The sequence below is a fragment of the Nostoc sp. C052 genome (assembly GCF_013393905.1).
Taxonomy (GTDB): domain Bacteria; phylum Cyanobacteriota; class Cyanobacteriia; order Cyanobacteriales; family Nostocaceae; genus Nostoc.
Genome location: NZ_CP040272.1, coordinates 1,719,004 through 1,743,174 on the forward strand (window position 1 = coordinate 1,719,004; position 24,171 = coordinate 1,743,174).

A 24,171-nucleotide genomic window follows, 5' to 3' on the forward strand; every position below is an offset into this window, starting at 1 on the left:
CTTACGACAGATGTGGTTCAAATACATGAGAACTGCTGTAATGTGTCCTTACTTCAATCCCCTAGATTTATCTATGGAGTTACTCAGCACTCAGTACTCCTGAATACTTCCCATTCCTTCAATTTTGCATTTGCTCTGGGGCTTGCGATCGCTTATGCTAAGTTGAGTTTGATTTGCATTATCTTCTGTGGACAGAAACCGCGAACCGTTTATCAGTCTGGCACTTTACCACGCCTTTAAATGGTCAGTCGTCAGCCCCATGTTTCACGCTTACTTTCGGGGCCAAATTTATGGTACGGAAAATGTCCCCCAATCAGGGCCGCTAGTGGTAGTGAGTAATCACGCGAGTTACTTTGACCCACCAATTGTCTCTAATTGTGTACGTCGTCCAGTGGCGTATATGGCTAAAGAAGAGTTATTTAGTATTCCCATTTTGGCGCAAGCGATTAAATTGTATGGCGCTTACCCAGTGAGTCGGGGAAATGCCGATCGCAATGCCATCCGTTCTGCCCTAGAATATCTCGATAACGGTTGGGCTGTCGGTGTTTTCTTGCAAGGTACTCGTACCCCAGATGGTCGGATTACAGACCCGAAAAGAGGTGCGCTGCTGCTGGCGGCGAAAGCAAAAGCCCCAATATTGCCGGTGAGTGTTTGGGGTACTGAGGGTATTTTAGACAAAGGCTCGAAAATCCCTCGCGCAGTTACCATCACTGTGAGAATTGGAAACTTGATTGATGCTCCCAGTTCCACAAATAAAGAAGAATTAGAAGCGTTGACACAAAAGTGTGCGACAGTAATTAACGAAATGCATGATTTAGGACGTTGAATTTAGGCAAATTAAGCGATCGCTCATTTAATCTACATTCCTTAATGGTCTTTTGATTCAGTTCAATTTAAATTCATCAAACTTCAATACTTCTGAATTAGGTTTGCGAGTATCAAAACGATAACTACTTATCGTACCTGTCCCCGTATCAAAGATACTGAAAACTGTAATATCATTACTTGCAATATAAGGTATCGGCTTTCCATCTTCGCCTAGCAAGGGGGCAATTGTTGGCACTATCGGTTCTAATCCATTGGGATCGCCAACCTTAACATAATCCTCTTGATATCCAATTGGTACTTCTCGTTTTCTGTCACCCCAGGCAGCACCGTAAGTATTACCCACATTAGATGTTTCTAGAAAGTGCATTCCACTTTGACTAACAAAGCGATTCCACAAATGGGAATGCCCATAAAATACTAATTGTACATTAGCGGCTTCAAGTATTGGGACAACATCACGAATAATATAATCTGCGTCTTTGGGATATTCGTAACGGACTGCTTTGATATTATTACCATCCCGTTCAATTATTTGTACTGGTTCTGTATAAGCAGGAACTATATTATCGCCTAATGTGTGGGGTGGATGATGGAACATCACAACTTTGTATTTCGCTTGTTTAAACTCTGCGCTGTTGAGTTCTGCCTCCAGCCAATTGTACTGTTTACTGCCTTTAACAATTGGCTCATAAATCAGTTGTCCATAGCCCCAATTTTCAGGATTATTTAAGTCTTTTTCGGCTTCTTGATATCTACCCCTACGCTTGACATCTAAGCTGGGAGTCCGCCACATATTCGTAATGTAGAGTACCACCAAACGCACATCACCAAAGCTGACTGCATAATACTTTTTTCCACCCTCTTTACTTTTTGGTAAAGAGAAAATCTCTTCGTAGGTATTAGTATTAAAAGAATTATCTATTAAAGATTTATCCTGGTAGATTTTTTGAGCGACAACACGAGGAATTGTATCATCAAATTCACTATCTAAACTTTCTGTTCTGGCAAAGCGCCCCATCACCTCATGATTGCCAATGCAAGTAAACATGGGTGCGTGTTGAATTATTTGTCCACCAACATAGGTTGTCTTAACACCATTGTGAGTCATGTCATAAGTAGCACGACCTTGTAAACCGGGAAACAATGCACCACCACTACTATCATCAAACCATTCTGAGGCGCGATCGCTGACATTAACCAAATCACCAGCAAACCACACCCCATCAACTCTGCCAACTGTTTCTACCACCTTTTGCAGATTTGCAGAGGTCATGGGCTTTAATTGATGATCTGAGGTGAGTAAAATTTTGAGTGGCGTATCGGGTTTGGGAGTAGCTGTAAGGGTAAAAACATCACTGTTAATGCTCTCGCCATCTTCTCGCACACTTGTAACGCGATAGTTTACCCGTAAACCAGGAGTTAACCCAGTTACCTCAGCTTCATGTCGCCAAATATCACGCTGGATGGGTTTTTGATTGATTTGGCTGTCTTTGGTTTGGTTAGCAACTCTTGACTTTTGGTCTTCGCGCGTGCGACTGAGTTTGGTAATATTTGCCTTAGCAGTTTGTTTGAGATTTTCTCCATAGAAGACTGTGTGATTAACACCAGCAAACTCAGTAAACCAGACTACTCGCACTGAGTTTTCAGTTGGCAGTTGCAAAAATGGATCGGTGAGCAGTTGGGGTGCTGATGTCATAATTGTTTGCCCAAATGAACGCACACTTATCAGAGTAAAGCATATAACAAGCACAAGCATAACCACTGAGGATATTTTACGGCTGCTTGTACGTCTGAGCATGAGTAACATACCAAATTTTTTCGGGTATTAACTTACTGAATACAATTTCATTGATTAGCCTTTAATCTCACACGAATTGTAAAACCTTCTGCCCCCTTCAATTTTTTGGTCGTCTTTAAGGCAATATGCTTGGATTAAGGGTTATTGGTCTTTGAAGACGTGATAAATCGCGTCTATACATCAGGGTTTTGGGCTTATCCAAGCAGAAAGTCACAGTAACAACTGCTACTATGACTTCTGCTGTGTTTAATTTATGCGCTTGCTGTTGAGTATTTCTGAGCCTTGACTTAAATTCCCAACTAAACCTTTGCTTCCAAAGATTTGAGTAACTCGGTATTGACGCCCGACTCACGAGTTAGGGCAATTTTGCCAGTGCGGGCGATTTCTTTCAAACCAAATTTTTGCAACACTTGCACGATCGCTACCATTTTACCTGGATCTCCCACAACTTCTAAGGTGAGAGAATCTTCTGCCACATCCACGACTCGCGCCCGGAAAATTTGAGACAGTTCAATGACTTCTGAGCGATTGCTGGTACTAGCATTCACCTTCAAAAGCATCAATTCCCGCTCGACACAAGGAATTTCGGTAATATCCTGGACTTTCAACACATTGACTAATTTGTACAGTTGCTTGGTGAGCTGCTCGATAATGCGATCGTCACCAGGGACAACCATTGTAATTCGAGAGACTCCTCCTTGTTCAGCAGGGCCAACAGCAAGGCTTTCAATATTAAAGCCGCGACGCGCAAATAAACCAGAAATGCGGGAAAGAACACCCGCCTCATCTTCTACGAGAACTGAAAGGGTATGTTTCATCTTCGCCAACAGAGGCTAGAGCAGGAATTGAGTAACGCAGACACTAGCAAAAGGCAACGCTAGACCTACTACCGCACTAAAAATTTAGTGCGACCTCCTATTGTAAACTTAAGAGATGCACTCATTGCATTCTCAATCGAAAAATTGTCTAGAAATCATACTGCAAGCAAGAATTTCATTGAATGTATATCTTTTCATTGGCAGATGCGGCATTTTTGTAAAGCTTTTATACTCAGGCTTGATAAGCCTCTAAATTAAGGAGAAAAGTTTTATGGGTTGGTTACAAAGATTGTTTGGAATGGAAAAACCTGAAAATGCAGAAGTAAACCCGGCTCCACAGGCTGTAGTGCAAGCTCCTAGTAGTGACGTTGCTACTGCTACGCAATCGATACCCCCAGAACGTCTAGGATTAAGCGGAGAATATGACCAAAGTGGTTTAGCAAAACGGGTAGCGTTGGCATTTGATGAAGACGCTCAACTTGACGACGTTAATACTCTTTGGGTGGCTCAAACGGGTAGTACTGTGGTGTTGAAAGGTAAAGTCCCCAGTCAAGAAATTCTTAACAAAATGGTTTCTGTGGCGCGTTCAGTGAATGGTGCTACAGATGTTGACACGAACCAAGCGACGATTGAGTAAGTACTGCTGATGCGATGCCTACGGCGGGCTACGCCTACGCACCCATTGCAATAACCATAACATTTAAGGAATAACCAATGGTTGGCGATGCCTGCGGCGGTCTTCGCCTACGCCAACCCATTTCTCAATCCAATCTAAAATCGCTTGGTTAACTAGTTCTGGACATTCATCATGGGGACAATGCCCGACATCCTCCAGATTCAGCACTTCCAATTTCTCGTTATATTGGGCGAACTGGTTAGCTAGGGCTGGCGGAACAAATCGGTCTTTTTGTCCCCAAATTAAAAGCATGGGAATTGTTAAGGTTGGTAATACTGTCTTGACACTGGGACTAAAATTAATTCCGATCGCAGCTTTAAATAAAGCACTAAACGCCCTCGCAGAACCCCGATCTTGGGGAGGCCCTGCTAGAATTTCAATGAGTTCATCAGTAATCGCCTCTGGATTAGCGTAGGCGATACTAGCCCAGCGACGCAGCACCCCAGGACGGCGCACGAAGTTAAATACAGGTTTAAGTATCAACGGCGAAGCAACAACATTTTTAATTGCTGTGACGAGTGGGCGCAACACAGGAGGAATTGCTTCTTGTTCTAATGAAGGGTCGGGTAAACTCATCATTACCATACCCATCACCATATCGGGGTGGGCTGCGGCCGCGGCCATCGAAATCAGTGAACCATTAGAATTGCCTATTAATATCGCTGGTTGAAGGATAAATGTTTTCCAGAAATCGTAAACTTGCTCAACCCAGAATTCGATGCTGTAATTAGCTGCGGCTTTTTCAGAAGCGCCAAAACCCAACATATCGATGGCGTAAACCGTGTGATGTTCACCCAAAACCTCTAAATTATGTCGCCAATGGCCAATGGAAGCGCCAAAGCCATGTAACAGAATTAGAGGTGTTGTATTGTGGTGATTTTGGCTAGGACGAATGTAAGTGTAGCGGGTTTGCCAGCCCCGCCAAATCCAATCTCTTTGATTACCAACCCGTTCCTGCCAATGTACCGTAGTGGTCACACTTACCTCCGATTTATTAGCACTGAAATTCTATTATAAGAATTGGGTAATGGGCATTGGGTATTGAGAAGAGGCAGAGGGGAAAACTCTTCTCCGTTGCTCCCCTGCTCCCTTGCTTCTTTCCCAGTCCCCATTCCCTATTTATCTAACAAATTGCGGCATAATTTCGGCGGCGGTGAATATTCCATAGATGCCGCGTTGGTGCAATTGTCTGCCAGCTTTGAGATAGCCGAAGGCAGGGCCGCAGACATTTGCTGCCATGCTGGTTTCATCTCCCAGAGTAAAGGTATGGGTGGAAATCTTGCCTTCAAAGGTACGTCCTGTTACCTTCACATTGGTGCTGAGGGGCTTTTTGGGATTGCGGGTATCGACGACACCACCAACTGTAACGCGATCGCGCCCCACTATCCCCGCTACTTCTAACATCACATCATCAGCGTGTTCCATATTTGTCAAGGTAAGCACGCCATTAGTTTTATCTAGTAGTGCTTCTACTTCGGCATCAGTCATCGCTCTAGCAGTTTCCACTGTATAACCAGGCATGTGGCCGATATCTTCCCGAACGGTGGCGCGGTAAGCTTCCCAGTTCGCAATTCCTACCCCAAAGGTAATTTCAACTTGATGAATTTCGGCGTAGCTTTGAGCGGCTAAAGCTGCTGCTGCTGTTAACAGTCCAGGTGTAGCACCACATCCTGTCATGTAGGTAATTCCAGCAGCTTCTAGTTCCTCTTTCATGGCGAGGAGTTGTTCTACAGCAGTGGTGCGTTTAATTGCATCTACTAGTACCCCACGCCAACCAGATTTGATAAATTCCTTAGCGACATTGGGAATAAAGTCATTTGGCAGGTTGGGTAAAGCCAAAAAATACCCATCTATTTCAGCTATTTCGATTAAATCCTGAATACTTTGATTTGTTAATGTACCAATTGGCTCTAAATAACCCACCGAACCTTGGGCTTGATAGGTTGCAACGGATTTTTCAGTATTTAAACCTTCAGCAGCGTAAGCGTAACCTTTTTGGTCTGCTGCTGCGACTAAAATCATTTCTCGTTTGCCAGCAAGTACCTTGGCGGCCGCTTGTCCGAGTCCGCCGAAACCCAGTACTCCCACACGTATCGCTGGCGAAATATTTAGAGAATTTTTGATTTTTTCAGAATTCATAGTCAATTCGTTAAGTTGAATCAAAAGCCTTAAGTATTCAGCATCTCAGCTTCCGGCTTGTAACTGGTGGCTGATGGCTGATAAATCAAAGCTATAGAGATTAATTATGATTCATTATCCTGGGTTCTTTGACCTGATATTGCAGATATTTATTTGTTAGCGATCGCTTTTAGCCCAACCCAGACATCACCTTAAGGCTTATTTAATCGGTGTTGCAAGAGTACATCTTACTTTTACAATTAGTCTTGATATTAGTAATAATACGTAAAAATTTATTCAAAAAAATATAAAACATAGACAAGTAAGTGAAGTATGGAAAATGCTATTCCAAGTAGTGACACTTAAATAAACAGACACTATAGTAATGAAATTAACTAATGCTCGTATGTAGCAGGTTAGCTGAATAATGCTTATCAGCCAGTAAAAAGCTGAAAAACACTGAAAAAACAGTGTTTTTAGGTCGGCATAAACTATACCGAAAGCGCTAAATTTCGGCTAATTTCTTGTGCCTTAAAACAGCAATGACCGCATAGTTAATATCTCAAGTTTCTCAAAAATTGATTTAGGTAGATAGAAGTTATGACAATTATCAACGGTACTAACGCTAATGACAGCCTCTATGGCTTTGGCGGCGGTGACAGCCTTTATGGCTTCGGGGGCGATGATATCCTCAATATTAGCAATTTTTCTGGCAAAAACCTCTTAGACGGCGACTCTGAGAGCGATAGACTTTATGCTACAGCTACCACTGGCAATAATACCCTCAAGGGTGGAAGTGGGGATGATTATTTAGATGTTTCTAATTCTTCAGGAAATAACCTTTTAGACGGCGGTTCTGAAAGCGATCAAATTTATGCTACAGCTACCACTGGCAATAATATCCTCAAGGGCGGAAGCGAGAATGATTATTTAGATGTTTCTAATTCTTCAGGAAATAACACCCTCTACGGGGATACCGGAAATGATGAAATTTCGATTCAGGATAGTTTTGGCAAAAATACTGTTTTTGGCGGAACTGGTTCTGATAAATTTTACGCCTATAGAGTCAATGGTGCTAACACCCTGAATGGGGGAGATGGCGATGACTCTTTCTATTTGAGCGCGCCATCTACTCCCCCTTCTGTTTTAGTGACTCAAACGGTAAATGGGGGTTCTGGTTCGGATTTTTTGGAAGTCAATTACAGTAACTACACTACCCAAGGAATCGCCTCGACTTTCAATGCAACCACTAACCAAGGCTCGATTACAGCTGGTACGAGTCGAGTTAACTACAACAATATTGAACGATTCAATATTACCGGTACAGCCTACGCTGACAATATTGTGGGAGGCAATAGCGAAGATGTACTCAATGGGGGTACTTCTGGCAATGATACGATTAGTGGCGGTGGAGGTAATGATTACCTCGATGTTTCTTACTCATCTGGCAATAACATCGTAAATGGAGGCGATGGTAACGATACCTTTTACGCATATTCAACCAAAGGTGCTAACACCCTGAATGGTGGAAATGGCGATGATTCTTTCTATTTAAGTGCCCCATCTACCGCCTCTTCTGTTTTGGTGACTCAAACGGTAAATGGGGGTACAGGTTCCGATCTTTTGGAAGTCAATTACAGTAACTATACTACCCAAGGAATCACCTCAACTTTCAATGCAACCACTAACCAAGGCTTGATTACATCTGGCACAAATCAAGTTAGCTACAAGAATATTCAACAATTAAATATCAGTGGTACAGCCTACGCTGACAAGATTGTAGGGGGTAATAGTGGCGATGTCCTCTATGGGTATAATGGCAACGATCTCCTGAGTGGAGGAAAAGGCAATGATGTTCTGTACGGGGGAGATGGCACTGATACTTTTGCGTTCAATAATTACAATGAAGGCATTGATACCCTTGCTGATTTCAACCCGACTGATGAAGTTATTCAGGTATCGGCTGCTGGTTTTGGCGGCTCTTTATCAATAGGGACACTCTCCGCTAGTAAGTTTACCATCGGTTCAACTGCGACTGCGATCGCTCAACGATTTATTTTCGACAATAATACAGGCGCACTATTCTTTGATCGAGATGGCAGTGGTAGTGCCTTTTCTCAGGTGCAATTCGCGCAAATCAGTATTGGACTGTCACTAAGCGCAACCAATATCGTTGTAGTCTAATTGGATGAGCCAATTGTACAAAATTAAGGCGATCGCATAATACCTGGTAGAAAAGCTTTTACTTGAAGGGTGTGAGGAAGTGCGATCGCTTTTTGTATAGCCATCAAGCTATGGCAAGAATTAAGCACTTCCCAGAAAATCTAAAAATCTTATCTAAGACTATTGGATTATTTAAGAATAAGAGTTACACTATTCCCATGAACCTTAGCCAAGGTTTTTGGGAATTAATTCATGTCAAAAATTATATACGATGTCATCCAGCGTTTCGAGGTAGAAAACGGCGTTCCCCGTTTGGTTTCAACAAATATCCAGGTGATTGAAGGTGGGGAAGATTTAATGTCTTTGGCTACCAGTCTGCTGGATAAACTTGGTTTTTATAACAAGTTTGAGGAAAAGCGAACATCTCAATATATAGGATATAAACTTAAAGATCCTGGAAAAGGAGCTAAACGTTATCAGCTTATTTTGGCTCAGAGAAAAGAAGGTTTATCCATTTCTATTCCTCAAGAGATATTAGAGCCATATTTACTAAAGTTAGACTTTTCAATTAATTTTTATACAAAAATGTCTGAATTTAAAAATTTATTAAAAGTTGCTCACGGAATATCAAAATCTTATTGGATCAGACCTAGTAAAAAGGATATCTTTTTTGATTTAAGTAAAGAATATAGAGAAACTTTTAAGAGCCAGATTGCAGGAGATTTTGAATTAAATTCTGACGATATAGCCTATAGAGAAGGAAAAAATGCTTATTCTGATTCTAAAATTCAGAAAGTAAACGATATGCAAATCATTGATATACATAATGAGTATATAAACGATCATCCACTTTCAAACTCTTTGGATAATAGTGACTGTTGCTTAAAAATTGGTAAGGGCGATATAGGTAAAGATAAACTTTTTAATTATGCCTATCAAGTAGCTATAAATTCAAGAGAAGTTTTAGAAGAATTTATTACTTTTTTCGCAAAAATACTCATGGAGCAACAGTAATGTCTGTCAAACTCAAAAGGCTAGTTAATGCATACGAGGAAAGGATGTTAGAGTTTCTGCAAACCTGTGTAGAGGAAGATTATAGAATTCATACGCAGGTGAGCTTATGTCAATTTTGTGAACTAGACAGCAACCTTGATATGGAACTAAGAAAGTTTTTCTTTAGCTCCAGTGTAGACGCTCTGATCACTAACTTTGACTATAAACCTTGTTTAGTTGTAGATTTTCAATCTTCATATCATGATTATCCTGAAGCAAGAGAGCGCGATCGCAAAAAAGCAACTATACTCGCTCTTGCAGAAGTTCCTTTACTTTATTCACGGATTAAAGACTTTGGATTATTGCATCTTTACTCTCAATCTGAAGAAGTATTATGTAATTTATTTACAGGAAACCGGCGAGAAAATGCTCAAGCCCTAATTAGAAAGTATTGCCAACAATCTTTATCTTCTGATGTTCGAGTTACAGCTTGCTAAACGACAAGATGTTTGTACGCCAATAACCATAAATCTCAGCAATGACTCCGGCTGTAAACTACACAAAAATAACAGACTATGACATCGCTTTGGCTCCATTAAATTACTCTAAAATATAAATAAGCTTTTATATCAAAGGAGTGGTTATCCTTCCAACAGCAGCACAAGCCCTAAAATGTGTCTACCTATGTCAATTATTGACGACTGCCTACAAACCAATTTACATGGTGCGTCTGGATGAACGCACTGGAAAAATATTCATCTTGGCTGGAGAAGATATAGAAATTCTGATTAGTCGTGATGGGAACTGGGAATATCCATGAGTAAACCAAACTTTGATGCTATGAGCAAGGCAGAATTACGCGCCTACGTCATTGCACACCAAGACGATCAAGAGGCTTTTTACGCACTTGCAGATCGTTTGACGGCAAAACCTCCCTCTGCGACTTATCCCGCTTCAATGACTCCAGAGGAAATCCACAAGGCAGTATTAGACATTATTGAACAAAAACAACGTAGGCGCAGCCCGTCATAGACATCGCCAGACTCCGAAAAAACAGCATAAATTTTTCACACCCTTGCCCCTAGATATGACCGAAGTGGTACACTACATCAATGCTAGGGGTGCCTACATAACCAGGCTGAGATCACACCCTTAACACCTGAGTCTGGGTAATACCAGCGGAGGGAAGCTGTTTATTGAGGAATGACAATATGCGGACAGAATGGGTTGCTAAACGGCGTGGGCAGGCTAATGTATCTCAAATGCACTACGCCCGCCAAGGTGTCATCACCGAAGAAATGCACTACGTCGCCCAACGGGAAAATCTCCCAGCCGATCTCATTCGTGAGGAAGTGGCGCGGGGAAGAATGATTATCCCAGCTAATATTAATCACACGAATTTAGAGCCGATGGCTATTGGCATCGCCTCTAAATGTAAAGTAAATGCTAATATCGGTGCTTCTCCCAATTCTTCTAATCTTCAGGAAGAAGTTGATAAGCTAAACCTAGCGGTGAAATATGGTGCTGATACCGTGATGGATTTATCCACAGGTGGCGGCAATTTGGATGAAATTCGCACCGCGATTATTAAAGCTTCACCTGTTCCCATTGGTACGGTGCCGGTGTACCAAGCTTTAGAAAGTGTCCACGGCACAATTGAGAACCTGACTGCTGATGACTTTCTCCATATCATCGAAAAGCACGCCCAGCAAGGAGTAGACTATCAAACTATCCACGCTGGGATTTTGATTGAACATTTGCCTTTGGTGAGAAATCGCATCACTGGGATTGTCTCTCGCGGCGGCGGCATTTTGGCGCGGTGGATGCTACATCACCACAAACAAAACCCACTTTATACCCACTTCCAAGACATTATTGAGATTTTCAAAAAATACGATGTCTCCTTCAGTTTAGGAGATTCTCTGCGTCCGGGCTGCACCCATGATGCCTCAGATGAAGCACAATTAGCTGAATTGAAAACCCTGGGACAGCTAACTCGCAAAGCCTGGGAAGATGATGTACAGGTGATGGTGGAAGGGCCTGGACATGTCCCAATGGATCAAATTGAGTTCAACGTCCGTAAGCAGATGGAAGAGTGTTCGGAAGCACCTTTCTATGTTTTGGGGCCTTTGGTGACAGATATTGCTCCTGGTTATGACCATATAACTTCAGCGATTGGGGCAGCAATGGCTGGATGGTACGGAACTGCAATGTTGTGCTATGTAACACCTAAAGAACATTTGGGTCTACCAAATGCCGAAGATGTCAGAAATGGGTTGATTGCTTATAAAATAGCAGCTCATGCGGCTGATATTGCTAGACATCGCCCTGGTGCAAGAGATAGAGATGATGAACTTTCTAAGGCGCGTTACAACTTCGATTGGAACCGTCAGTTTGAATTATCACTCGATCCAGAGAGAGCTAAGGAATATCACGATGAAACTCTACCAGCAGATATCTATAAAACTGCTGAGTTTTGTTCAATGTGTGGGCCTAAGTTCTGCCCAATGCAAACTAAGGTTGATGCTGATGCGCTGACAGAATTAGAGAAATTCTTGGCGAAAGAGGCTGTGACTCAAAGCTGATACCATTTTGGATTTTAGATTTTAGTTGCAAAAAAATTGTAGGTTGGGTGGAGGCTTTGCGTAACCCAACATCCTGATCCAACCTACGTCTAATGCACTATTTTAAGCTTGCTATGCCATTAATGTACGTTACGGATATTCGTCCTAACGCACCTAAAATTCGAGGTGATGTTGTTACACTGCGCGATAATTATCATTATGATTTACTGGTGATTTGATTTTTTGAAAGTCCTACTATAATCAGTAATTACCTATATATTCATTCAATCCAAATACCGTGAGATTTCTTTTTCCCAGTGATTACTTCAATCCTAAGAAAGCAAATGTAGGTATGTTTCCAATGGTGGTTCGTTACTTTCTAAATCCCCTGGTGGAAATATAACATCTTCTGGGGTTTCAAAATCTTTGGCGACAGACATGGCTGCAAGTTTTGGAGTGATGTTAAGTTGAGCGTAGCAGTTGGAAAGCGTTAATATTAGGTTTGCTTTTCTAAGCGTACTACTGCATTATAATCAGGTACACCTTCGAGCGATCGCTTACTTTTATCTAATAGCACATTCCCTTCTGGCCAATGTACTTGCAAGTTTCCTGACTGAATTGGCGCAATGTAGACTTGACAGAACAACTCGCCTAAATCATTCTTAAGAATGACGCGATCGCGATTTTTTAAACCCAACTTTGCTGCATCATCAGCATTCATTAGCACCGCCTCTCGCATCGCCCCAGTAATGGCATCCTTGCGTTCCTGCACCATACTATTAAATTGTTTACCTCGGCGCGTTGCTAATAAAAAATAACCTTCTGGTAATTCTCTCTGGCATGGCAATAATACGCCAAAATGTGCCTTTCCATCTGCTGTGGGAAAATTCCAGCCAAAGCATAAATGTGAGCCACCATATTGAAACTGATCGCCAGCTTGCTGTAAATGTTGAATACCCGCATATTGGGGGACAACTTGAGCAATTTCTTGACGAATAGCAGCTGTATCAGTAAAAGCCAACTTATCTGCCAAATCTGGTTTTACCCGCCTTGCCAATTCTAAAAACACTTCCCACTCAGGACGCGCTTCCCCAATCCGCGGCCCCGGAATTTCTGGACTGAAAATTACCCGACGTTCGGTGTTAGTTTCTGTAACTCCTCCTGGTATTTCGTAGCGAGTCGTCGCAGGTAAAAGCACCACAGTATCAGCAGGTTCGACCAACATTTGGCTGGAGAGAACAATATCGATATGTACCCGCAACGGTATTTGCTTCAGTGCTGCTTCCACATAATCTGGTTCTGGCAGCACTTCTAAAAAATTCCCGCCCACAGAAACCAACACATCCAAATCTCCCTGATGCGCGGCGCTAATCATTTCTGGGGCAATTAAACCTTTACTTGCTGGCACTTCAAAGCCCCAATGTTGACTCAATTGGGCAGCATTTTCTGGAGTGATAGATTTACCACCAGGAAATACTGTCGCGTAACATCCCATCTCTGCACCACCCTGTACCCCAGAGTGACCGCGAATTGGCATTAAACCGCAGCCTTCCCGACCGACAAAACCTTTGGTGAGAGCTAAGTTAATGATACTTCGCACATTATCTTCACCACACTCATGCTGAGTAATGCCCATACTCCAAACAAATACAGCTTTATTTGCTTCTTTGACCATTTTGGCAAAGGCGTACATTGACTCGCGGGATGTACCAGAAAGCCGCTCTAATTCTTCCCAAGATTGGCTTTCTAAAGATGTTTGGAGTTCGGCAAAGCCAACTGTGTGTAGATCTATAAATGACTGGTCTACCCAGTTGTTAGCAATAATATGTTTAATCGTACCATTTAAAAATGCTATATCCCCGCCCATGTTGATTAAGAAGAAGTCTTCGGCAAACTTTGTACCGAAAACGGCACTTTCGACAATTGAGGGAACCCAGTAGCGCTCCATCCCCGGCTCACGGTAAGTGTTAATAACTACAATTTTAGTGCCAGCTTTCTTAGCGTAATGGAGATACTTAACGGTGACAGGCTGATTATTAGCAACATTCGAGCCAATAAAGACTAATAAATCAGTACCAATCCAGTCTTTATAAGAACAAGTTGTAGCCGCAGCACCAAGAGCCGCTTTCAACCCTGCTGTACTGGGAGAATGGCAAATGCGGGCAGCGTTATCAATATTATTGCTTCCCATTGCCCGTACAGCTTTTTGGGTGGCGTAATAAGTTTCGTTGACAGTACCGCGACTGGTAACATAAAAACTCAGACGGTCTGGTGTAGTAGAGCGGATGCGATCGCTAATTACCTCTAAAGCTTCATCCCAGCTAACACGGCGAAACCCTTTTTCTCCTCGTTGACGAATCATCGGGTAAGGAAGCCGTCCTAAATCGCGTAATTGGGCACTTTTTTGCTTTTGTAACTGTGAAATATCCTCTAGTAGCACAGGGTCAAAAGCTGGCATCGTATTCATCCGCAACAGCCGTAACCGAACATTGCAGAGATGGATACCATCTAAAGTCCAATCTTTCATCCCGGTTGTTCCAAGAGCGCAACCATCGCAGACACCTTTATCGAGAATATTCCACGCATAAGGTAGTTTGTCACGAGACAGCCAAATTGCCCGAAATACCTCCCAGTAGTTATTGGGATACTGTTCGCCAATGCCAAAAGGCTTCCAACTTGCCCAGTGCTGGGGTGTCCAATATTTCTTGGGTTTTGGCAACATAAGGTTACAGCAAAATAAGACAAATCACCTCTTTAAGGCTACCGTCTTGAGTAGCATTTGAGTAGTAAGAGTGAACTCAATACTGCTCGGTTAAGGAATTTCTTGGTTGAGAGAAATGGAGGCTGGCGTTGAGTTTTGCCTCCCCTGCTTCCCCTGCCTCAAGAGCCTATGAATCGTGACCTTGATGCAAGACTCAAAGATGTGGAGGAGTTTCAGCGGAATTTTGAAAGCTGGCAAGCTGAACTTCGCTTGCGCGGCGAGTAACTCTCTGGGGATTTGCGCTACCCTAAGTCAGGAAGCCAAGGATCAATCATAATGAAAAAATGGATTTGGCTGATACTGTTAGCGCTGATGGCAGTTGTGGTGGTGGGTAGCAGAGGTAGCACGTTTTTTGAACAGCCTCCCTCACCGACGATTGTTGAGCGCATTCCAGTAGAAACACCCCAACTACAGCCAGAGTCGCAAGAAGTTGACAATATTTTACAAGTATCTACTGACAAGCTGTTAAGCCATATCCAAAAGTTAAATTTTCAGCGCTACACAACAACAGAGCGATCGCTTACTCGCACTTATATCACAACTGAACTAAAAAAATTAGGTTGGAAGCCTAAATTAGAAAAGTTCTCCGATGGTGTGAATATTTTTGCCGAACGTCCAGGAACTAACAAAGCTGCAAAAGCAATTCTGGTAGCAGCGCATTACGACACTGTTGCCTCATCCCCTGGTGCTGATGATAACGCCAGTGGTGTAGCTGTAGTGCTGGAAGTCTCCCGGTTGTTAGGTTCCCATCCCACTCCACGAACATTACAGCTAGCTTTTTTTGACCAAGAAGAAGCAGGACTTTTAGGTAGTCAGGCTTTCGTTAGCAAGAAAGCACGCTTACAAAACTTAGGCGGAGCGATCGTTATGGATATGGTAGGTTATGCTTGTTACACTGCTGGATGTCAGAAATACCCTACTGGATTGCCTGTTAAGCCACCTAGCGACAAAGGCGACTTTTTAGCAGTAATCGGTGATACAGAACATTTATCTTTACTGAGTGCCTTTCAAAACTCACAGAATATCCCATTAACTGCCCTGAATAAACAGGAATTAAATCTGCCAGCAGTGCTAACATTGCCGATTCCTTTTAAAGGTCTACTGACACCCGATACCCTACGCAGCGACCATGCACCATTTTGGTATCAGGGCGTGGGTGCTGTGCTAGTGACAGATACCGCAAATTTACGTACTCCGCACTATCATAAACCTAGCGATGTTCCAGCGACTATCGAGCGATCGTTCTTCACAGGAGCAGCACAGATTGTAGTCAATGCTACGACTACCTTGTTAGAAAAGACCAACTTTTGAAGGACGCAGGGCAATACTTTTCGGATAAACCCAACAATCTCTATTTTGATCTGGGGAAAGGTTAAAGGGGAAGGGGTAAGGGTTTGAATTTACCTTTACCCCTTCCCCTTTCTCCCAAAACCCGAAAAGTATTGGGAGGCAGGGGGCAAAACAGTTCCGTTAGCGGTAACGGGGCGTTGAGCTAGTTCCCAGTCCTGAATAAAGAAGCGAAATTCCCCACTCATTACCATTACTCATTACTCATTACTCAGCACTACTGAATAGTCTTTGCTTCAGGGAAAGTCAATGTCCAGTTCTGTTTATCATTGAGTTGAAAGTACAAACCTTGGAGAATTAGCCGCAGAGCTATTCGAGTTCTAATAAACTTTCTGACTAGATAAGTTCCTGGTTCAGCAAAGATATCATCAAAGTTTTTTTGATAACCAGATTGTTTGGAACAATAACTACCAGCACCTTGAACTGTCACCACAAAAAATGGAGCTTGTTTGTATTCATCAGGAATCATAAATATTCCATATACATGGTGACGACCACGCCACGGCTGAATAATAACTTTAGTAGCATGTACTTGGAATTTTGTAGTTTTTGATGCTAGAAAAGGCTCGAAATTGCAATCAGAATCATTCACAGTCCACCACAATGTAATAATACTCAGAGAGAGCAGCAAAAGTAAAAGATAGCGGAGTCTGCGACGCATAAAACTAAGAGAAATTGTTGATGCGGCTGGTAGAATTTGATGAGTAATGATAATGCAGCTACAGCAATAAGACTATCTACCTGCAACACCTCTGCAACACGCTCTAAAGGTCAAAAACAAAACATTAAGTTGTCTTTAAATTTTCGTGTTATCAAAACTTATACTCAGTTTTGGATTTTGGATTAATCCCATACATAAATTGCTCTGGATAAATAATTTTTAATTGTCGCTGTTACAGTATTAAACCTAGCGGAGAAACAATTAGGCTTTTGTGGCTATTAACACTGATTTATGCTCATTTTTTTAGCTGTGATGAATTCTACAATTTGTTGCTTTTTATCGGCTTTGTTGGCATCAGCAGATACTTTGAGGATATCTGGGCGTAGGCGTAGCCCATCGTAGACATCGCCATCAACTTCAGAAAAAAATTTACTTTTATTTCTCAGCCATTAATAGGGTAGTCAAATACACAAATATCCGTTATATTCCCGTAAGTAACACTTGGTATAAATATTTATGGGAAGAAATTGGGAAAGTCTTAAGACAGTTGCGGGTTTCTTAGGTGCGATTGTACTTACACAGTTCGGGGGAAATGCTTCGGCCATTGCGGCTGACACAGTGATCGTGCGTTTGGGCTTATTTACAGAGTCCATTTCTCTTACTGAGTTGCAAAAGGCTGCAAAAACTGGGGAATTGCCTGAGAGTTTGCAGCCTTACACTAAAGAATTATCTGAACAACAACGCCGCTTCTTCCTGGGGGCGTTGGGTATGAATATACCGATGAATATTGTCACCGTTGATAAGTTAGTTAATAGTCGAATTGGTACAACTATTCTCAATGATTTCGCTACGGCCTTAGCTAGAAAGGATAAAGCTGGGGTACAAGCACTGAGAGCCGGATTGGTATTAGGCTCTGCTGCACCGCAGGGTCTTTCTATATTAAGTTTTATCGCCGCTTATCCCAGTAAACGCCTAGAAATTGATTTGCCACAGGCTTTTTTAGTTGCAGGGAGTTTGAATACAGCTTTTTGGCGTACTCAACAATTTATGCTAGCGTTGACGCGTAGCGGCTTGTCGTCAGACATCGCTTTGCAACTTGACTCTAAAACACCACAGATTGCTTTCCCTTTTGATCCCAGCCAACCAGGAAGCGCTCAAGTAAAAATACTCAACTTCAGCCTGAATGACCAAAAGCGCGATCGCCAAATTCCAGTTGATATTTATTGGTCAACTGCTGCAACTCCCGACAAACCCGTAATTGTCCTTTCTCATGGCTTCGCGTCAGTCCGCACAGACTTGCGTTATCTAGCAGAACATTTAGCATCCCACGGTTATGTAGTCGCAGCTTTAGAACATCCCGGTAGTAATCAGGCAAATACTGACTTAGCATTCCAAGGCAAAACCAGAGTTATGAAGCCTCAGGAGTTTTTGGATCGCCCTCAAGATATTAGTTTTGTTCTCGACGAATTAGAAAAGCTCAACCAAACGGCTAATCATCCGCTGCAAGGGAAACTTGCAACCAATAAAGCGATGATTATTGGCTATTCTTTTGGCGGTGGTACAGCTTTAGCACTTGCTGGAGCCGAGTTACAACTAGAACATCTCAAACAACGCTGTCAAAAGAACTTGGCTGTCTTGAGTCTGGGAGAAGATATGCAGTGCATCGCTCAAGAATTGCCAGAAAATAGTTATCAGCTACGAGATGCCAGAATAAAACAGGCGATCGCTTTCGATCCGACAACTTCTCTGATTTTTGGTGAAACTGGGTTAACTAAGATACAAGTTCCTACCCTAGTGTTAGCAGGCTCCGCCGATAAAACCACCCCAGCTTTAACTGAACAGATTGTAGGATTTAACAAAATCCCATCCCCAAAATGGCTAGTTGGTATAGTTGGAGGCACTCATTTGAGCGTCAAAGACCCCAGCACCACTTTGGATCAGATAGGACAACCCAATACACCGATTAGTGGCGGTGAAGTTGTGGGTGAACAAGCAGCAGATGTTCGTAAGTACGTTAAAGCTATAGCTTTAGCCTTTGCTGCACAGATGACTCCAGAAGCTAAAAACTACGCTGTCTTTTTGACATCAGATTATGCTCAGTTTGCTTCAACTGCTGCATTTCCATTTCGTCTCATTACGGAGATTCCTCCTAATGCTATGGCAATAGTAAAAGAATTTGTTGACAAATAAGCTTTAAAGGACTTCCAAATAAACAATATCCAATACAAAGACGCGATAAATCACCCTCAAGACGAAAGACTGATTATTCTAAAGACGGCGATTCATCGCGTCTCTTGTCTTAACCGAAAAGTCTTGCCTCTCATCCTGCCTTCCCTAAGATTAATAGATATAGCAGTTTTCTCTTACATGAAGTATAAAGTTACAGATTTTGAGGCAGGAGGCAGGAGGTAGAAACTCTTTATATCTGATGCGTGAGTCTTACATTTTCTATCTCACTTACGTGCAAACTGTTGTAAATCAGTTTGCACAATAAAATTGGGCTGAATTTTGATGATTTTACTTAGATAAAAGTATACCAACCTGCTAATAAACTTATAGTTGCTATTAAAGCAATACTAAATTTTCACAGTAAAAATAACTATTTAGATATAAACTTCATAATATTTTCGTTAAAAATAATAGAAGCTTGAGAGTGTAAAAATGAGGAGCATCTGCTGGATAATACATTTGTATTCCAGCTAAAATGCCAAAAATCAATGAACACAAGTTGCTTAGTGCCAAATATGTTCATGCCTTTTGTAGTACAAAACTATTCAAATTTATCCACGAAAAACTACAGATGAACACAACAGAAAAACCTCAATTCTTGTTTTCATTTACTCAGGCAACAAAGAATTTTAGGCACATGATATAGCAAAACTAATTTCGGATTCAAAATTAAACAATTACTCAATTTCAGTCAAGCCTATGCAACTCTATACAACTCGTGAAATCGAACAGCTTCAACAGCACGAAGACCTTTCTCCCTTAATTGAAATTATGGAGTGGGTGAAAAATTTTTTAGGAAAACCTCATCCTAACTTAGGCAGACCCGGCGCAGTTTGCCCTTTTGTTCCTTACTCTCTCAAGTCAAATAGTATTCGTTTAGCAGTTATTCACACAGAAAATTTGTATCCAGAACAATTAGAAGAGGTTGTTGGACGCTACCGAGATATATTTCTAGAAATAGATAATAATGAGCAGGAATTAGCAATTAATAAAGCTTTTTTACTGATCTTGCCTGACATCCATATAGATGATGCTTCTAAAGTAGTAGATCGTATCCAACAAAAACTCAAACCTTTATTTGTTGAGTCAGGACTGATGATAGGGGAATTTCATAAACGTAATGAAAGTCCTGGTCTGCACAATCCAAATTTTCGTCCACTTCGTAGCCCTATACCTTTATTAGCTATCCGGTTTATGGTTGAAGCTGACCTCCCTTTTCTTGTGAGTCCAGCCGATCCACGCTTACGTATTCGGTATCTGGAAGCTTACTTACAGCGTTTTGGTCATAATTTTACAGATGCAACTAAGTTTAAAAATGCTCATCAAGCATTGGCTTTAGCGAAAGAACAGCTTAAAAAAGAAAATTTAGTGAGTTCCTGCATATAATTCAGTAATAACAGCTGCAAGAATTGATCGTTCAAAGCCCAAATGTGCATAAGATGAGGAAAGCGTTGGTAGTAAAGCTGGTTTATCAAGACTACCTATATGAGAAGATCCAGACAATTATGAGGCTGATTTGCAATCTTGGCGAGAAGGGCGAATAAATTAAACGACCTTTTGCTGCTTTTGAGTTAGATGCATCGCAATTCCTTTCTCGTAATAAGCTGCTTCATTAATAAAAATAGGATAAACAGTAGACGTTCCCTCATAGAAAATATCTTTGCCTTCAAAAGTCAGAAACATTGGATCGCCTGGATTCAAAGGTTCATAATCCCTAAATTGAAGCTGGGGGTGAATCATCGCTTGAATCTCCCCTCGTAGGTGCAACCCGCCGTAGGCATCGCTTCTCGGATAATCTACAGTTCTAATATATTTATAAAGTGTAAGCTGGTTGCTTGTCTGCGGAATATTCCCCTGGTTGCACCTTTCAAAATAGTCTAAAACCGCATAAATAAGCTGTTCTGTTTTCTGAAATAATTCGGCGTTTAATATATTCTGAGCCACAGCCCCAACTTCTATAACAAAACCCAATTCACACAAAGAACGGAGAAAACCATTTTCTTTGGATTCCTGATTAATATAGACTTTCACTAAAGGATTGATAGAACTTAAATAAGCACCTAAACGAAGCAATAAAGGATGCATATCGCAAAAAATCAGACTTAACCCCATGTTGGCAGTTGTGCTGTGCAAATCAATAATTACATCTACAAAAGGCTGATTTTGCGGTTGCAATATCTGTTGAATTACTTTTGCCCGCGTATCTTCATAACTTGAGAGTTGGGGATTTTGCAAGCCTTGATTAGTGAAGCAACGATTTAAATCTTTTTCAATGTATCGTTTGCCTTCTTCAATAGCTTTAAGATTGCCAAGTAATGCCAGAGTTTCAAAACTTGCTCTATTGATTAAATTAGGATACTGCTGAAACTTTTTGACTAAATGTACTCCTGTTAACTCATTACCGTGGTTTCCTCCAACGATCGCAACTCGTTCAATCTGACTCATAACCACCTCTGTCTAAAAACTACCCTACGGTTATTGAAAATGGTGCAAGATCCAAGATAGAAGTATAACTGCTGCTAACTAAATCTTGTAAAAAACTGACGCGAACGCTCCATGTTCGAGCCAAAATATGATAACTGTTAAGCTGTTGGTTTTGGTATAAAAGGGGAGCAAATTTATGGAGAAGGACTTTCAAGCGATGCCTCCAGCAGGCTACGCCTACGCTGAACTTTACAAAAACGCCCTCCTCAACGACGTACTCCCCTTTTGGGAAAAATATTCTCTCGATTGGCAGCAAGGCGGTTATTTTACCTGCCTCGATCGCGAAGGCAAAATTTATGATACAGACAAATTCATCTGGCTGCAAAACCGCCAGGTGTGGACTTTTTCGATACTTTACAACCAGCTAGAAAAGCGCGAAAATTGGCTAAAAATTGCCAGTAATGGCGCCAATTTTCTCGCCCAACATGGCAGAGATAGCGATGGTAACTGGTACTTTGCCCTCACCCGTGAAGGGAAACCACTGGTTCAGCCTTACAATATCTTTTCTGATTGCTTTGCGGCGATGGCATTTAGTCAATATGCACTCGCTGGCGGCGAAGAATGGGCAAAGGATGTGGCAATGCAGGCTTATAACAACGTATTACGCCGCAAAGACAACCCCAAGGGCAAATATAATAAAACCTATCCCGGCACACGTCCGATGAAATCATTGGCTGTACCGATGATTTTAGCCAACCTGACTCTAGAAATGGAATGGTTGCTGCCAAAGGAAACCTTAGAGAATGTCCTAGCTGAAACCGTCCGCGAAGTGATGACCGATTTTCTCGACCCAGAACGGGGGCTAATGTACGAAAACGTTGCCCCTGACGGTTCCCACATCGATTGTTTTGAGGGACGGCTGATTAATCCAGGTCACGGTATCGAAGCGATGTGGTTTATCATGGACATCGCGCGTCGCCAAAACGATACCAAAACTATTAACCAAGCCGTTGATGTGGTGCTAAACATCCTGAATTTTGCTTGGGATAACGAGTACGGCGGATTGTATTACTTTATGGATGCAGCCGGTCATCCCCCACAACAATTGGAATGGGATCAAAAGCTGTGGTGGGTTCACCTAGAATCTTTGGTTGCATTAGCGATGGGCTATCGCCTGACCGGGCGCGAGGTGTGTTGGGAATGGTATCAAAAGATGCACGATTACGCCTGGTCACACTTTGCTGATTCCGAGTACGGTGAGTGGTTCGGCTATCTGAATCGGCGTGGAGAAGTATTATTGAACCTCAAAGGCGGCAAATGGAAAGGATGTTTTCACGTACCGCGTGCATTGTACCTTTGTTGGCAGCAATTTGAGTCATTGCAACGCCTGGGGCAGTAAACAACGCAGTCAGTTTAATCTCTGCTAGTGTACAAATAGTATTGGAAAGATGTCTCATGAATGCTGTGACACCGAAACGATTTGCGATCGCAGAATACCATCGATTGATTGAACTCGGATTTCTCACAGAGGGCGATCGTATTGAATTGATTCGAGGAGAACTGATTCAAATGACAGCAAAGGGAACGCCTCATACAGTTTGTAGTTCTATCCTTTGCCGTCAATTGGCTCGGCTTTTAGGCGATAGAGCAGTCATTCGGGGACAAGATGCGATCGCCCTTCCTAATCAAAGTGAGCCTGAACTGGATGTTGTCATTGCAAGAGGAAGAGATGAAGATTATCTTGCTCATCATCCCTATCCCGAAGATATTTTGTTAGTAATTGAAATTTCGGATAAAACAATAGATTACGACCAAACAACCAAGTTGTCATTGTATGCAGAAGCCGGAATTTCTCATTACTGGATTGTGAATTTGCCGACTCGTGAACTTGAGCATCATAGCCAGCCATATCAAAATGCTCAAAGCAAGTTTAGCTATCTCAGCAAGCAGATTTATTTATCTAACCAGTCAGTGGCAATTCCTGGATTTGAAGATGCATTATTGGACTTGAGTCGGTTGTTTCCAGAGAGTGCGTTAGTGTAGCTCACAGCAGGCACCGTCCCCGTGGTTGGATACGATTGAACTTGATTCCGCCCCTATACTGTTCGGTTAAGCTTAAAAAATAACTCCAATGTAGGTCGGGTTTCGTTCCTCAACCCAACATTTTCACAGACGGCAAGTTAAGTAATTAGACAAACTAAACACGAAATGATTTAATTAAAGGTATTGCCCCAACAAAAAGTTTTTAATATGAGGAAACTGTCTCTGATTCTCCCCTTAGCTATCCTAGCTTTTGGTAGTGTAGTTGTTAAGAGCCAAGAAATCTCCTCACCCAATACATACACTCAATCTGTTACCCGTGAAGTTTTAGCGAGTGGTTATCCTACTCAAGATAAAAAGCAGATTCTTGAGCTTGTACGCTATACCATCGCACCAAGAACAAAACTCCCTACTCATACTCATCCGGGAATGCAGATTGAACGAGTAGAGGCGGGAACTTTAACTTATACTGTTGTGGAAGGGGAAGCTAAAGTAACGAAAGCTAACGGCACAGAATTGATTCTTCAAAAAGGGAAAACTATACAGCTTACAATTGGAGATTCTTTAGTTGAATCTGCGGGAATGGTTCATTATGGAAAAAACCAAACAAACAAACCGATTATTCTGTTGTCTGCTTCTCTATTTAATGCTAATCAACCAAAAGCTATTTTAACCAATCCCGAAAACAGATAAATTTGATGAGTGAATACTTTCCCTAATTGCTTATTGCTAACTTAAGTAATCTTACAGT

At 41.9% G+C, this 24,171-nt stretch carries 21 protein-coding genes, 1 pseudogene and 1 riboswitch; of the genes and pseudogenes, 14 read left to right on the plus strand and 8 right to left on the minus strand.

Features of this window, described 5'->3' with window-relative positions; all coding sequences use genetic code 11:
- Window positions 1–187 precede the first annotated feature (187 nt).
- A complete protein-coding gene (locus tag FD723_RS06875) occupies window positions 188–826 on the plus strand; it encodes a 1-acyl-sn-glycerol-3-phosphate acyltransferase (protein WP_179064650.1) in 639 nt (212 codons plus the stop codon).
- A 57-nt stretch (window positions 827–883) separates the two neighbouring features.
- Here FD723_RS06875 and FD723_RS06880 read toward each other — a convergent pair whose 3' ends face one another.
- Window positions 884–2,524, minus strand: coding sequence for a metallophosphoesterase (locus tag FD723_RS06880; RefSeq protein WP_256875103.1), 1,641 nt, complete (start codon window positions 2,522–2,524; stop codon window positions 884–886).
- A gap of 401 nt (window positions 2,525–2,925) precedes the next feature.
- Window positions 2,926–3,444 (minus strand): acetolactate synthase small subunit, encoded by a 519-nt coding sequence (gene ilvN / locus FD723_RS06885; RefSeq protein ID WP_179064652.1) that lies wholly within the window; start codon window positions 3,442–3,444, stop codon window positions 2,926–2,928.
- 271 nt (window positions 3,445–3,715) lie between these two features.
- Here ilvN and FD723_RS06890 point away from each other — a divergent pair, with 271 nt between their 5' ends.
- Window positions 3,716–4,081, plus strand: coding sequence for a BON domain-containing protein (locus FD723_RS06890; protein WP_179064653.1), 366 nt, complete (start codon window positions 3,716–3,718; stop codon window positions 4,079–4,081).
- Between the two features lie 63 nt (window positions 4,082–4,144).
- Here FD723_RS06890 and FD723_RS06895 read toward each other — a convergent pair whose 3' ends face one another.
- The gene (locus tag FD723_RS06895; protein WP_179064654.1) at window positions 4,145–5,098 is read right to left on the minus strand and encodes an alpha/beta fold hydrolase; all 954 of its coding nucleotides are present in this window, start codon (window positions 5,096–5,098) and stop codon (window positions 4,145–4,147) included.
- A gap of 141 nt (window positions 5,099–5,239) precedes the next feature.
- Complete coding sequence (locus tag FD723_RS06900) at window positions 5,240–6,259, minus strand: saccharopine dehydrogenase-like oxidoreductase (protein WP_179064655.1); 1,020 nt, start codon at window positions 6,257–6,259, stop codon at window positions 5,240–5,242.
- Window positions 6,260–6,838: 579 nt separating this feature from the next.
- On the opposite strand from FD723_RS06900, the gene FD723_RS06905 reads away from it, so the two are divergent.
- The 6 genes from FD723_RS06905 to thiC all read left to right on the plus strand — a co-directional run bounded on the left by FD723_RS06905 (window position 6,839) and on the right by thiC (window position 11,979).
- Entirely contained in the window at window positions 6,839–8,422 is a 1,584-nt protein-coding gene (locus tag FD723_RS06905) for a calcium-binding protein (protein ID WP_179064656.1), read from the plus strand.
- A gap of 231 nt (window positions 8,423–8,653) precedes the next feature.
- Complete coding sequence (locus FD723_RS06910; RefSeq protein ID WP_179064657.1) at window positions 8,654–9,415, plus strand: hypothetical protein; 762 nt, start codon at window positions 8,654–8,656, stop codon at window positions 9,413–9,415.
- A complete protein-coding gene (locus FD723_RS06915; protein WP_179064658.1) occupies window positions 9,415–9,891 on the plus strand; it encodes a DUF2726 domain-containing protein in 477 nt (158 codons plus the stop codon). Before FD723_RS06910 ends, FD723_RS06915 begins: the two co-directional genes overlap by 1 nt.
- A gap of 140 nt (window positions 9,892–10,031) precedes the next feature.
- Entirely contained in the window at window positions 10,032–10,214 is a 183-nt protein-coding gene (locus FD723_RS06920) for a hypothetical protein (protein WP_179063508.1), read from the plus strand.
- Window positions 10,211–10,426 (plus strand): hypothetical protein, encoded by a 216-nt coding sequence (locus FD723_RS06925; protein WP_179064659.1) that lies wholly within the window; start codon window positions 10,211–10,213, stop codon window positions 10,424–10,426. Before FD723_RS06920 ends, FD723_RS06925 begins: the two co-directional genes overlap by 4 nt.
- A 75-nt stretch (window positions 10,427–10,501) precedes the next feature.
- Window positions 10,502–10,598, plus strand: a riboswitch (TPP riboswitch).
- A 7-nt stretch (window positions 10,599–10,605) separates the two neighbouring features.
- Window positions 10,606–11,979 carry a phosphomethylpyrimidine synthase gene (gene thiC, locus FD723_RS06930; protein WP_179064660.1) on the plus strand — a complete coding sequence of 458 codons (1,374 nt, stop codon included), beginning with the start codon at window positions 10,606–10,608 and terminating at the stop codon, window positions 11,977–11,979.
- A 320-nt stretch (window positions 11,980–12,299) separates the two neighbouring features.
- On the opposite strand, the pseudogene FD723_RS06935 reads toward thiC, so the two are convergent.
- Together FD723_RS06935 and FD723_RS06940 are read right to left on the minus strand one after the other, a co-directional pair.
- Window positions 12,300–12,398: pseudogene (locus FD723_RS06935) on the minus strand (Uma2 family endonuclease); the annotation flags it as partial.
- A 56-nt stretch (window positions 12,399–12,454) separates the two neighbouring features.
- Entirely contained in the window at window positions 12,455–14,680 is a 2,226-nt protein-coding gene (locus tag FD723_RS06940) for an FdhF/YdeP family oxidoreductase (protein WP_179064661.1), read from the minus strand.
- 315 nt (window positions 14,681–14,995) lie between these two features.
- Here FD723_RS06940 and FD723_RS06945 point away from each other — a divergent pair, with 315 nt between their 5' ends.
- The gene (locus FD723_RS06945; RefSeq protein ID WP_179064662.1) at window positions 14,996–16,030 is read left to right on the plus strand and encodes a M28 family peptidase; all 1,035 of its coding nucleotides are present in this window, start codon (window positions 14,996–14,998) and stop codon (window positions 16,028–16,030) included.
- A 253-nt stretch (window positions 16,031–16,283) separates the two neighbouring features.
- Here FD723_RS06945 and FD723_RS06950 read toward each other — a convergent pair whose 3' ends face one another.
- On the minus strand, window positions 16,284–16,727 hold the full coding sequence (locus tag FD723_RS06950; RefSeq protein ID WP_179064663.1) for a hypothetical protein: 444 nt from the start codon (window positions 16,725–16,727) through the stop codon (window positions 16,284–16,286).
- A 516-nt stretch (window positions 16,728–17,243) separates the two neighbouring features.
- On the opposite strand from FD723_RS06950, the gene FD723_RS06955 reads away from it, so the two are divergent.
- Together FD723_RS06955 and FD723_RS06960 are read left to right on the plus strand one after the other, a co-directional pair.
- Window positions 17,244–18,917: an alpha/beta hydrolase gene (locus FD723_RS06955; protein ID WP_179064664.1), complete on the plus strand. Its 1,674-nt coding sequence runs from the start codon at window positions 17,244–17,246 to the stop codon at window positions 18,915–18,917.
- A 738-nt stretch (window positions 18,918–19,655) separates the two neighbouring features.
- On the plus strand, window positions 19,656–20,342 hold the full coding sequence (locus tag FD723_RS06960; RefSeq protein ID WP_179064665.1) for a DUF6875 domain-containing protein: 687 nt from the start codon (window positions 19,656–19,658) through the stop codon (window positions 20,340–20,342).
- Between the two features lie 159 nt (window positions 20,343–20,501).
- Here the strand turns inward: FD723_RS06960 and FD723_RS06965 are convergent, their stop codons facing one another.
- A complete protein-coding gene (locus tag FD723_RS06965; RefSeq protein ID WP_179064666.1) occupies window positions 20,502–21,401 on the minus strand; it encodes an aspartoacylase in 900 nt (299 codons plus the stop codon).
- 175 nt (window positions 21,402–21,576) lie between these two features.
- On the opposite strand from FD723_RS06965, the gene FD723_RS06970 reads away from it, so the two are divergent.
- The 3 genes from FD723_RS06970 to FD723_RS06980 all read left to right on the plus strand — a co-directional run bounded on the left by FD723_RS06970 (window position 21,577) and on the right by FD723_RS06980 (window position 24,113).
- On the plus strand, window positions 21,577–22,779 hold the full coding sequence (locus tag FD723_RS06970) for an AGE family epimerase/isomerase (RefSeq protein WP_179064667.1): 1,203 nt from the start codon (window positions 21,577–21,579) through the stop codon (window positions 22,777–22,779).
- Window positions 22,780–22,835: 56 nt separating this feature from the next.
- Complete coding sequence (locus FD723_RS06975; RefSeq protein ID WP_179064668.1) at window positions 22,836–23,423, plus strand: Uma2 family endonuclease; 588 nt, start codon at window positions 22,836–22,838, stop codon at window positions 23,421–23,423.
- Between the two features lie 207 nt (window positions 23,424–23,630).
- On the plus strand, window positions 23,631–24,113 hold the full coding sequence (locus FD723_RS06980; protein WP_179064669.1) for a cupin domain-containing protein: 483 nt from the start codon (window positions 23,631–23,633) through the stop codon (window positions 24,111–24,113).
- The last annotated feature ends 58 nt before the right edge of the window (window positions 24,114–24,171 follow it).

Coding starts and splice junctions, on each gene's coding strand:
- FD723_RS06880 (WP_256875103.1), bottom strand. CDS start 2,524: ATGACATCAGCACCCCAACTGCTCACCGATCCATTTTTGCAACTGCCA.
- ilvN (WP_179064652.1), bottom strand. CDS start 3,444: ATGAAACATACCCTTTCAGTTCTCGTAGAAGATGAGGCGGGTGTTCTT.
- FD723_RS06890 (WP_179064653.1), top strand. CDS start 3,716: ATGGGTTGGTTACAAAGATTGTTTGGAATGGAAAAACCTGAAAATGCA.
- FD723_RS06900 (WP_179064655.1), bottom strand. CDS start 6,259: ATGAATTCTGAAAAAATCAAAAATTCTCTAAATATTTCGCCAGCGATA.
- FD723_RS06905 (WP_179064656.1), top strand. CDS start 6,839: ATGACAATTATCAACGGTACTAACGCTAATGACAGCCTCTATGGCTTT.
- FD723_RS06910 (WP_179064657.1), top strand. CDS start 8,654: ATGTCAAAAATTATATACGATGTCATCCAGCGTTTCGAGGTAGAAAAC.
- FD723_RS06915 (WP_179064658.1), top strand. CDS start 9,415: ATGTCTGTCAAACTCAAAAGGCTAGTTAATGCATACGAGGAAAGGATG.
- FD723_RS06925 (WP_179064659.1), top strand. CDS start 10,211: ATGAGTAAACCAAACTTTGATGCTATGAGCAAGGCAGAATTACGCGCC.
- thiC (WP_179064660.1), top strand. CDS start 10,606: ATGCGGACAGAATGGGTTGCTAAACGGCGTGGGCAGGCTAATGTATCT.
- FD723_RS06940 (WP_179064661.1), bottom strand. CDS start 14,680: ATGTTGCCAAAACCCAAGAAATATTGGACACCCCAGCACTGGGCAAGT.
- FD723_RS06945 (WP_179064662.1), top strand. CDS start 14,996: ATGAAAAAATGGATTTGGCTGATACTGTTAGCGCTGATGGCAGTTGTG.
- FD723_RS06950 (WP_179064663.1), bottom strand. CDS start 16,727: ATGCGTCGCAGACTCCGCTATCTTTTACTTTTGCTGCTCTCTCTGAGT.
- FD723_RS06955 (WP_179064664.1), top strand. CDS start 17,244: ATGGGAAGAAATTGGGAAAGTCTTAAGACAGTTGCGGGTTTCTTAGGT.
- FD723_RS06960 (WP_179064665.1), top strand. CDS start 19,656: ATGCAACTCTATACAACTCGTGAAATCGAACAGCTTCAACAGCACGAA.
- FD723_RS06965 (WP_179064666.1), bottom strand. CDS start 21,401: ATGAGTCAGATTGAACGAGTTGCGATCGTTGGAGGAAACCACGGTAAT.
- FD723_RS06970 (WP_179064667.1), top strand. CDS start 21,577: ATGGAGAAGGACTTTCAAGCGATGCCTCCAGCAGGCTACGCCTACGCT.
- FD723_RS06975 (WP_179064668.1), top strand. CDS start 22,836: ATGAATGCTGTGACACCGAAACGATTTGCGATCGCAGAATACCATCGA.
- FD723_RS06980 (WP_179064669.1), top strand. CDS start 23,631: ATGAGGAAACTGTCTCTGATTCTCCCCTTAGCTATCCTAGCTTTTGGT.